Raw genomic sequence first — 9,677 nt, 5'->3', positions numbered from 1 at the left:
TCACGAAGGATGTCGAGACAACAATCTCGTCATCCTGCGCATGGTTGATGATTGCCCATATCCGCAGAGTTCTGCGAAAAATCAATCAAACCGCTTTCTGATTCAGGCTCTAAAACACCCCTTGAGCGTAACGTCTCTCTGACCGACCTTTGGAAGGGGTCGCAGTTTTTTTCGGCATCCAGGTCTGTTGCGGAGTGGTTTATAGAACCTCATCATGAACTTGACAGAACGTTGCGCTGGGCAATGGCTCCTGATGAGATATATTTCAATACATTATTCGTCCGCTATTTGCGTAAGAGCGGCGACGCGGTCACTCCGACGGGACCTGACGCTGCCGAACAAGGTACGCATTACATTACAAAGCGCGTTCCTGAGGCGCGGACATTAAAGCAGAAGCTTCTTGATCCCATTGATTTGAGGAAACTGCACAGAGCCGATCTGCCGAAGATTCTGGACACTTCCTGCCTCTTCGCTCGAAAATGTAGCCCAGAGATAGCAGACGAAATTGCATCGACATGGAGGCGGGGATAACTCCCCGCTCCGCTCCTTAAACTATCGTGGCAGGCGATGTAATAGTCCATGTGTTATCGGCAGAGTCTTCAAACGATGTCGTGCCCGTGCTCTGTGTTGTAAAGTCCGGATCCCAGAGAACAGTTCCGGACGCGTCAGTAACTGTGACATTATAGACGCTAAGGGACTGCGGGCTTATGCCAGCATACATAGTGGCTGCGTTTGTTTGCTGGTTAATACCTGTAGTCTGGCCAGTCAGCGTGCCAAGGGACGTATAGGCCGTGCCGTCTGTCGAATACCCTACTGTTACGGTTCCGGCAGCATACACAGTCCCGTCGGTATCCGTGAAACTCGTCGTTCCGGTGTTATTAACGGCTCTAATGTAAATAATTTCGCCGATCAGTGATGTCGGAATACCGATCGCGGCCCAGGCGGCTTCATAAGTTTTCGAGGTATTATACCACTGACAACCAATACCCGCCGCGTAGCCTGACAGTTCAGTAAGCAACACGTTGAACTGACAGGTCGATGCGGATGAACCAGACAGCGGGTAGTTTCCGACGACCAGAGCATTCGAGGCAACTGCAGTCGCAATATTAATACGCGCAATAGCCTTGAAGATATAACCATCAAGGGCCGTTATAGGCGTAGACGTAGAAGCATGGCCACTTGTTGAGCTGTTTGACAGATAATGCATCGTAGCAACCGCGCTGACGACAACGGACAGAACTGCCGGGTTCGTCAGGCTCCCGTTATTCGTTGCACCGATGGAAACGGTCGCAGCCCCCGACGGTGTATAGGTGGCCGTTTCAGCGGTGGCAGAACCCGCAGCAAATGTCACCGTTGCCGGCGAGAATGTGCCGCCTGCTCCACCATCCGACAGCGTCACAATCGTCGCTGTCGTCGGCCCGTTGTTATTCGGCGTCAGCGTTAGGGTCTGAGCGATCCCCACTGTGCCGGTTGCCGCGCCAGTCAGCGTGAAGGCTGTGGATGGGACCGCCTCCGCCGATACGGTCAGTGTCACAGAGGCAGGATCGGTCAGCGAGCCGCTATTGGTGGTGCTGATCGTAGCCGTTCCGGACGCACTTGGCGTGAATGTGCAGGTGACGGCGGCCGTTGAGCCGGCAGGGATGGACACTGTCGCCGGGGAGAACACGCCCGCCAGTGTGGAGGCCGGGGTGACAGTAATTGCGGACGTATTCGCCGCTCCGGTGCCAGGCGTGATCGTCAGGGTCACAGGGTTACCCATAACGACGGACGAAGCACTTAGAGCAGACGTGTAGGTGGTAAATGGTGTCGTGGCTGCTGCCACAGTGACGGCCAGACCGGCAGGATCAGTCAGACCGGCGCTATTGGTCGTGGAGAGCGTGCCTGTCCCCGTAGCCGAAGGCGTGAAAGTGAAGGTCGCTGCCGCACTGGACCCTTCGGCGAGAGTAACACTTGTCGGGCTGAACGTGCCCGCGACGGTGCAGGCCGGTGTAATCGTGGCCGCCGCATAGAGTGCCGCGTTCGGCGTGACCGTGAATGTGCTCGCCGTTCCCACGTTAAGAGCGGCGGAACCGGTGAGCGTGTAAGTCGTAGCGCTCGCAGCGACCGGCGTCCCTGAAACTTCATTCGAGGCAGCACTGGCGCCCCCGAGACCGAAAGCCTCAGCTTTATAGAAACGAGTGCTACCGGATGCGAGCAGCGTATCAGTGAATGACGTGCTGGTGCCGGGGATCGTAAACAGCGGCATCGTGGCTTCTGCGCCTGCCGCGCTTCCGGCGAAGACCCTGTATCCGCCAAGATCGCTGCTTCCGACGGAGGCAGGCGCGGTGATCGGGACAACAACCTGACCCGCCGAATTTGTGGTCGGGGTGCCAAGAGTCGGTGCGCCGGGGGCCGTGAACGTCGCCGCAGTCGTAATGACGTTATCCGCGCCCCAGGTGACAGTCTGATAGGACTGCGCCGGAATCGTGACCGGCATGGACTGGCCGAGATAGGAATCCGTCAGAACAACCGTGCGGGCCGCTGAGAGGGGGTTCCAGAGAAACACGACAATGGACCCATCCGGGTTTTTAAAGGCAACATTGGTCACATCTGTACCGGTGACAGAAGACACCGTCGAAGAATAGCTGTTTGATGCTACCATCGTAAAGACGTTAGACTGGATGCGCTTCGCGCCTCGCTGCACATATTTCGAGATATGCGCAAATGCCAGATACTCAGAATTGTAGGTGATCGCGCCTGTTGAGTTGTTGATCGTGACCATCCCACGGCATTCGTGCGCCGTAGAAGGACTCTGCTCATATGGAGCGCCTGTCTGGTCCAGGGCAATATTCCAGAGCATGAGAGCACGGGCACCGTAGCGCACCATGTTGTTCAACAGATCGGCGCACCATTTCTCCGCGCCGAACAGAAGACTGTCGCCCTGTCCGGACAGCGTGCTGATCCACTCAGTAAAATAGACCCGCGTTCCCGGATAAGGACGAAGCTGTCCCGGAACTTCACTTACATAACCGTTATAGCCGTGATAGCCGACTGACTGGCAGAACTGCTTCCCGGTCGTGTCGCCGAGTACCGCCAGACCGTAAGACGGTGCCGATCCCCACGACGTATCGCAGGCGATGATTTCGGTATTCAGGTTCGCTGCCGCCAGTGCCGGGCCGAGGTAACTGCCGATGAACGTGACAAGTTGCGCGCCCGTCCACTCACATGACGGATAATCTGTATGGTTCCCCTGGGGTTCGTTTTGCGGTGTTACCGCTGCAATCGGGATGCCGCAGGCTTCATAGGCCTGAATTGCCATAACGAGATAATTTGCATACGTCGTATAGTTTGCAGCCGTAGCATTAAACCACCCGCCACACAGAGACGCTGATGTTTTAAGCCACGCCGGCGGAGACCAGACCGAAGCGAAAATCCATATTCTTGGATTGATCAGAAGAATTTCCTGCAAGAGCGGGATAATATAATCCTGATCCCGCTGGATGGAAAAGTTTGTCAGATCAGGGTCGGCCACACCACCATTATCGTCATAGGAATAGTACGTCCTGAAGGAATAATCTGACGATCCAAAGCATATCCGAAGGCACTGGAAGCCGTCGGTTCCGAACATTTTCTGTAGAAAAGCCGCCCGGTTTGCTGCCGTCATATAGGTCATCAGGACATAGGCAGTTGCTTCGGTAAAAGCCCCACCGACGCCAATCCAATCCTGGTATTCATGCGCCGGATCGATGATGATTTCGCTTCCCGGCACGTCTGATGCCGGAGCGGACGCGCTGATTGCTACAGGCGCAAGTTCGGACGTCTCAGCTACATTCGTCATAACCGCTATCGGCTGCACGATCGAACCGGGAGCCAGCTTTTGAACATTATCGAACGGCGTAACGCCAGTGATTGTTGTCATCGATCAGAATCCGCTCTTGCCAAAGATTGTTGCGCCACCGTCATCGGTGTAAAATGTGAGGATTGTTGCCTGCCCGGCGGTTGTGCTGACTGCCGGCGTGCTACCAGCCCAGATCACACCGGCTGGCAGCGTGACCGCGTACCCTGTCGCCCCCTGCCGGATCACAACCGTTATCCGCTGCTCCTGACCGGCGGTTCCACCGCTGAGTGTCAGAGCGAGAGCCTGCGACGGCGTGACGTCGTATGCGACACTCCCGGATGCCGCATAAGCGATTGGATATGAAGCGCCAGGGCTTGTCGTTGTGGTCACGGGCACGGTTGCCGTGGTGCTGGAACCGCCCGAACCGGATGCCGCCGCTGCCGCCAGCGCCGCACTGAGGGTCGTTGTTCCCCCGGAGTAAGTGACGAACGCCGCCGAGATATTCGCTGTCTGTGACCAGTAGGCTGAATTCGCAGATGCTGACGTCAGGTATGTCGCCAACTGAGCAGAGAGCGTCGTCGTGCCATACGTCGCGCCTGCGATATTCGAGGTCAGTTGCCAGTAGCGCGCGTCCGCCTCTGCCTGCGTGATGCCGGTGACTGTTCCGCCGCCACTGCCTGCCGCAACCTCCGCAGCAAGCGCCTCAATCGTCATGGTCGAGCCGCCCGACGTGACGGTGTTAGACGAGACATCGCCCAGCTGCTTCACATAGCGCACGTCACCCGTCGTTGTTGTCAGTGCCGCAGATGCCGTCGCCTGCGCTGCCGCAATCTGCTGAACGATCGCGGTCAGTTCAGTCCCGAGCGCAACCTGAGTCCCGCCGGCCGGCGTAACAAGTGCCGCAGCGAGATCGGACGTCTGATGCCAGGCTTTCGGATCGGTCGCGTTTGCAAAAGCAACGGACGGATCAAACTGATAAGGCGTTGCGGTGCCGTTTACGGTTCTGGAAAACGGTACCGCATCACCGGTCTGGAAAGGCATACCGGCAGGCAGGCCGGAAACTTCATACGTGCTGTCAGCGAAGGCTGTCCCCGAAAACAGGGCAGCCGAAGCCAGCATGATGGCAGCAAAGCGCCTCATGGGTTCTTTCCTCAATTTATGAGTCCTTCAGGGAGAGAGCGTGTTGCCACCAATGGTGATCGGGATGCCGCCGATCGTCAGAACGCCCGCGGATGTGTCGGGGGGATCCGTCGGATCGGTTGTGGTGTTGATCGGTGCGATCACGCGCATCGTGTAATTTCTGCCCTGCGCTGTCGTGATCTTCACATTCACTGAAACATCCAGTCCGGGCGGGCCGGATGCCAGAACAAATACCGCCTGCGTGCTGTCGTATATCCCCTGAAGGATACAAGTCAGGTCGTAACTGACGCTGAGGGGATGCCGCACGGTAAAGGATATGGCTGCAAGCGTGTCGGATGTTCCGGAAAGCCAGTCCGTGAAGTCGAAAGTGTAATCCAGAACGTCAGCAGATGACTTCTCGCTGAGCCTGTACTCTTCCGCATGCGGCCGCTCGTGACGATAAACCGGCTTTACACCGCGCAGAAACTCACACAGCCGGTCAGGCGTGTTCGACGGAGCCGGCACGCCGCAGACGCGAAATGGCGAACGCACAAAGCCCGCTGGCAGGTTTAATATCGTCACGCGGATGCTCCATCAGAAAGTTGCAGCGCAAGCGTGGTGCGCGCAGAGAGCCGGTCGAGCCAGCCAGTCAGGAAATCATGTGATCCACCAAGGCCGCGATAATAAATCTCCTGTATCTGAGAGACGTAGAGGATGCGGAGCGCCGGGTGCTGGTTGTGTTGACCTGCGATGGCCGCAGATGTGAGTGGCCCGTAAAAGCCGTCAGGCACGACGTCGAGGCGGCGCTGAAGGATCTGCATCCGGAACCGGCTCAACGTCGTTGCCTGAGTGCCCAGGCCAACTGCTGCAGAATCAGCAATCTCCGCCAGAGCCGAGGCGGGACCAGCCATAATCGCATGATCGAACCCCATAAGATCGAGACCGGACGGCAGATCATCGCCGTGGATCAGATTCCAGAACCACGCGACGTAGATATCCCGGGCTGTTGCCCAGTCGAGAGTCCGCATGTCGGATGGCGTGATTTCACGCATCATCCATTTTGTCAGCGTCGGTGCGGAGATTCCGTAATTCGTTCCAATCAGGTTCCCGACATACCTCATGCCAGATGACCAGTTGCCCGGGTCAGAATAGTTGTTCTGGTATCCCCGCTCAGCAGCCCCGATGAAGGCGATGCAGGTGTCAAGGTCTGCGGCGCTCACGGGGTAAAGCCCATGATCTTTGCCAGCCCAAGCACGGCGCCCGTTCCAAGTCCGGCCCATCCGCCAGTAATGATTCCACGGAACGTCTGCGATTTGCGAAACTCAGCGACAATTTCTTTCTGGCCATCTTTCAGGTCCTGCATATCCGCCTTGGTGCTTTGCACTTCCCCCCGAAGCACGGCGACCTCACGGTCAATATGGCGCACGGTCCCCGAGAGATTTTCAAACTCAGGACGCGTTACTGACGATGTAGTCTCAGACATTCAGGATTCCAGGCATAAAAAAACCGCCTCAAAGGGCGGAAGGGGCAATTCAAAGCACCCGGGAAGATCAGGATGTGGGAGCGACGTAACTGCCGCCGATCGGATATTGCCCGGCCGGGTCAGCAGCCAGCGCAAGGCCACTCCCGGGGCTATAGTTTGTGATTCCATCCCACATAACAGCGTTCACAATATATCCTGCGGCCTGATCTTCCGACGCAGCTGTGCGATAGACAATATAACGGGCGCTATCTGCCATGATCACCACTCCACAAAAATAAGACCTGCAGCACCACCGCCGCCTGCATTGGTCGTGCCGTTGCAACCCGCACCGCCGCCGGCACCGCCGGGGAATACCCCGGTGGCTCCGGTGCTGACAGACTGGAACCCGCCGGAGCCACCCATTGAGGCGGAACCACCCATGGACCCCATATAACCGGAGCTATTCTGGAAGGCATTCGCGGAGCCTTGTCCGGTGACGTTGAGAGATCCGCCTGAGGCTATTCCACCACCCGGATTTGATCCCCATGTCGCACCTCCGGCCGAGGTGCCCGGGCCGCCATACCCGCCCCCGGCCGATAGAGATCCGAATGCTGTCGTACCGCCCGGCGAACCATACGCACCGGCAACCCCGGCTATACCGGCCGCCCCAACCGCGTAGTTGATGACGGTTCCCGGTGTGACGCTCAGTTCGTCATAGCAGAACGCTCCGGCCTGCCCGCCGCATCCGGAAGACGCCGTGCCACCCGCACCACCACCTCCGCCGCCGCCGCCCCACATCGACACACGAACCTTATAAACACCTGCAGGGACGGTGAAGGATCCGGATGATGTCAGAGGAACGCCACCGCGCTTCATACTCATGGCACGCGAGAGTTGGGTCCAGTCTGTCCCATCGGGCGTTATCCCGGCGTCTTTAATTGCCTGAGTGATCTCAGCCATGACTGCATTAAAAATGTAAGCCGGAAAGGTCGTCGCGGGCACGCCTGTGGCAGGATTACCATCGGTCGCCCACTGCGGCGTACCTGACGTCGGGGATGTGTCAGCGCTGGCCTGAACTACCGAATTCGATGCGATCAGAAGATCCATGTGTCAGCTTTCATAATTAAACATTAGTGCCGTATGGGCAGGCTTGATGCGTGCAAGTTCGCATTGCAGGACCGTGTCACCCCAGGCGGCAAAAGCCGACCCGAACTGATCGCCAAAAGTCAGATCGGAAATCGTGAATTCAGGCATATTGACTTGCCAGGCATACGACCAGGCGTCTCCGCCAAAAGTGTTTCCAAACGTCCGGCCAAACCGGGAGGGCGCGAACTGTGTAATGGTAATCGTGTAACCAAGAGCCGCTGCGAAGCTGATAAAGTAAGAAACTGAACAACCACCCGTATCCGTCAGGCGTGATACGATCTGCGCGCGCTGCTGTGCCAGCGTCGGATTGTCGCCGGCGCAGGGATCGGGAAGGCCGAGAGATTCCTGCCACTCCGTCAGAAGTTCGGTCGTGGTGGCGGGGAATGTATCAATCAGGAGCGCGTAGTCTGCGGACGCCAGAGCCTCCCACGTTGCCATCAGGGGACGGAGAGATTCCGACATGATGGTATCGGTACCCTTCGGCCAGACCGCGCCCGTAGGGAGGAGCTGCTGATAGGCCGACAGAAAATCGTCGTGGGAATAGATCATGACGACGCGGCTATTGTTCCGACCGTCGGGAGAGAACCAACGGCGGTTGTGACTGGCGCGGATGGACCTGAAACGTAGAAATGGTCGATCGATGATACCGACGCGATCGCCTCATCCCAGTCGGACGGATAAATCGTTCCTCCCAGAGGCGTCCCTTTTGTGATGAGCATGTCCGCCAGAGCTTCCTGAATCAGACCCTGCACAACGGTCGTATTCGGGCTCAGATCCTCGATCGTGAAATCAATTGGCAGAGCGATGGGCGCACACACGATGACGAGACTTGTGACAGGCTGGACCTCATAAATCGCGTCCGCAACCGCCAGCTGATTTCCGGAAGCGGTCGTGTATCGATCATCCCCGGTCGCCGCGCCATCCGTCCCTTGCGGGAAGCCGTTATAGGCGGAGTTCGCGTCATCCAGCATGACATAGACAACGACAGAGCCAGCTCCGAAGCCAAGCGGGTTGCACCAGGCGCGGGTTACGCCGTCGACCGCCTCGGCCCAGTTAACGTAATCTGCGGCCGCGCCCCCCTGAGGCGTATCGGCGTAGCGGGCGAGGTAGCGTGTTTTATAGGTGGCGTCAGTTTCCTCGTCCGTTCCGGCTGTCATAATGGAAACGACGGTTCCGGCCGAAGTGATTCCGGATACCGGAGACGAGAGGGAGACTGTTGTGCCGGTCGCGAGATTGTAATCCGTTCCTGTATCAGCCGCCGTCGCCTGCACACTCAGCGCACCGGTCGCGTCAACATCAGCCTCAGCGTCCGTTGTGAAGATCAGGCTGTTCGAAGCGGTGATCGAAGATCCGGCCGGCAGCGGAACGTCTGCTGTTCCTGAAAATGAAAACGACAGCACCGCAGCCGTCGCCGCTTTGCGAGTAACGCCTTTCAGAGAGCCCCATCCGTCCGCATATTCTCCGGTCGCCCCCCATGGAGTGGCCTGCTTCGCAATCCAGTCCTGATAACCGTAGTGCAGGTTCGACAGGCCCGCAGTCGCATAACCGAGCGTGTAGAGCACCGAGAGGTTGAGGAGGCCATCGACGCCCGGAATATTTGCGCCTGATACGTCCTGCTGCGTCTGCCCGATCAGATCCGTCAGCGTTGGTCGTGACCATGGCATTTATGATGATCTCCAGAGCCAGTTGTAATTTGAGGTTGTTCCGTCCGGCTTCACGACCGACACCATGATTGCCATGATTGAAGAGGTCGCCCATGCCGTGGACACGTTGATCGTTTTCGCCACGCCCGCCGTCACCATCCACTGGAGCGCGTCCAGGCAATACCTCCTTGCCTGACCGAGAAGCGTTGTTCGGTTGGAAATCTTCCTGCGCGCGAGAAGCCAGAGAAGCGAGCCTATGGGGCTGTCCCGATATGTGTCTGCCCACCAGCCTCGCCGATCGGGACCATCCCAGTCGGAAGGAGCGACCCTGTCTGTAAACAGAGAGAGCAGAACGGCATTTTTCAGGGTGTCGTATCCGGTCTGAGAAGTCGCCAGAGATCCGTTCTCTATCGACCAGTCACCCTCTGCGGTATCGACGTTCCATTCGATCAGAATGTCGCCGCCGCGCACGGGAATGGTTGAACTCATG

Annotated in this window: 10 protein-coding genes and 1 pseudogene; 1 reads left to right on the top strand and 10 read right to left on the bottom strand. The window is 57.8% G+C overall.

Features of this window, described 5'->3' with window-relative positions:
- A pseudogene (locus tag GOB90_RS16105) lies at positions 1-101 on the top strand (IS5/IS1182 family transposase); the annotation flags it as partial.
- A gap of 446 nt (positions 102-547) precedes the next feature.
- Here the strand turns inward: GOB90_RS16105 and GOB90_RS16095 are convergent.
- From GOB90_RS16095 to GOB90_RS16050, 10 genes are all read right to left on the bottom strand, one after another.
- Positions 548-3,898, bottom strand: a complete 3,351-nt coding sequence (locus GOB90_RS16095; RefSeq protein ID WP_146891591.1) for a glycoside hydrolase family 30 beta sandwich domain-containing protein — start codon at positions 3,896-3,898, stop codon at positions 548-550.
- 3 nt (positions 3,899-3,901) lie between these two features.
- Positions 3,902-4,957 (bottom strand): hypothetical protein, encoded by a 1,056-nt coding sequence (locus GOB90_RS16090; protein WP_146891594.1) that lies wholly within the window; start codon positions 4,955-4,957, stop codon positions 3,902-3,904.
- A gap of 27 nt (positions 4,958-4,984) precedes the next feature.
- Positions 4,985-5,518 carry a phage fiber-tail adaptor protein gene (locus tag GOB90_RS16085; RefSeq protein ID WP_146891598.1) on the bottom strand — a complete coding sequence of 178 codons (534 nt, stop codon included), beginning with the start codon at positions 5,516-5,518 and terminating at the stop codon, positions 4,985-4,987.
- The gene (locus GOB90_RS16080) at positions 5,515-6,156 is read right to left on the bottom strand and encodes a glycosyl hydrolase 108 family protein (RefSeq protein WP_173572144.1); all 642 of its coding nucleotides are present in this window, start codon (positions 6,154-6,156) and stop codon (positions 5,515-5,517) included. Before GOB90_RS16080 ends, GOB90_RS16085 begins: the two co-directional genes overlap by 4 nt.
- On the bottom strand, positions 6,153-6,419 hold the full coding sequence (locus GOB90_RS16075; RefSeq protein ID WP_146891604.1) for a hypothetical protein: 267 nt from the start codon (positions 6,417-6,419) through the stop codon (positions 6,153-6,155). The genes GOB90_RS16080 and GOB90_RS16075 overlap by 4 nt, the downstream gene beginning before the upstream one ends.
- A gap of 67 nt (positions 6,420-6,486) precedes the next feature.
- Positions 6,487-6,675: a hypothetical protein gene (locus GOB90_RS16070; RefSeq protein WP_146891607.1), complete on the bottom strand. Its 189-nt coding sequence runs from the start codon at positions 6,673-6,675 to the stop codon at positions 6,487-6,489.
- Between the two features lie 2 nt (positions 6,676-6,677).
- Positions 6,678-7,505 carry a glycine-rich domain-containing protein gene (locus tag GOB90_RS16065; protein ID WP_146891610.1) on the bottom strand — a complete coding sequence of 276 codons (828 nt, stop codon included), beginning with the start codon at positions 7,503-7,505 and terminating at the stop codon, positions 6,678-6,680.
- Between the two features lie 3 nt (positions 7,506-7,508).
- Positions 7,509-8,093, bottom strand: coding sequence for a YmfQ family protein (locus GOB90_RS16060; protein WP_146891613.1), 585 nt, complete (start codon positions 8,091-8,093; stop codon positions 7,509-7,511).
- The gene (locus GOB90_RS16055) at positions 8,090-9,208 is read right to left on the bottom strand and encodes a baseplate J/gp47 family protein (protein WP_146891616.1); all 1,119 of its coding nucleotides are present in this window, start codon (positions 9,206-9,208) and stop codon (positions 8,090-8,092) included. The genes GOB90_RS16060 and GOB90_RS16055 overlap by 4 nt, the downstream gene beginning before the upstream one ends.
- Positions 9,209-9,676 (bottom strand): phage GP46 family protein, encoded by a 468-nt coding sequence (locus GOB90_RS16050; protein ID WP_146891619.1) that lies wholly within the window; start codon positions 9,674-9,676, stop codon positions 9,209-9,211.
- Between the last annotated feature and the right edge of the window lies 1 nt (position 9,677).

It is taken from the genome of Acetobacter oeni, from assembly GCF_011516825.1.
Classification (GTDB): Bacteria; Pseudomonadota; Alphaproteobacteria; order Acetobacterales; family Acetobacteraceae; genus Acetobacter; species Acetobacter oeni.
The sequence above is the reverse complement of the archived record's forward strand: the minus strand, read 5'-3'. Positions and strand labels throughout refer to the sequence as shown.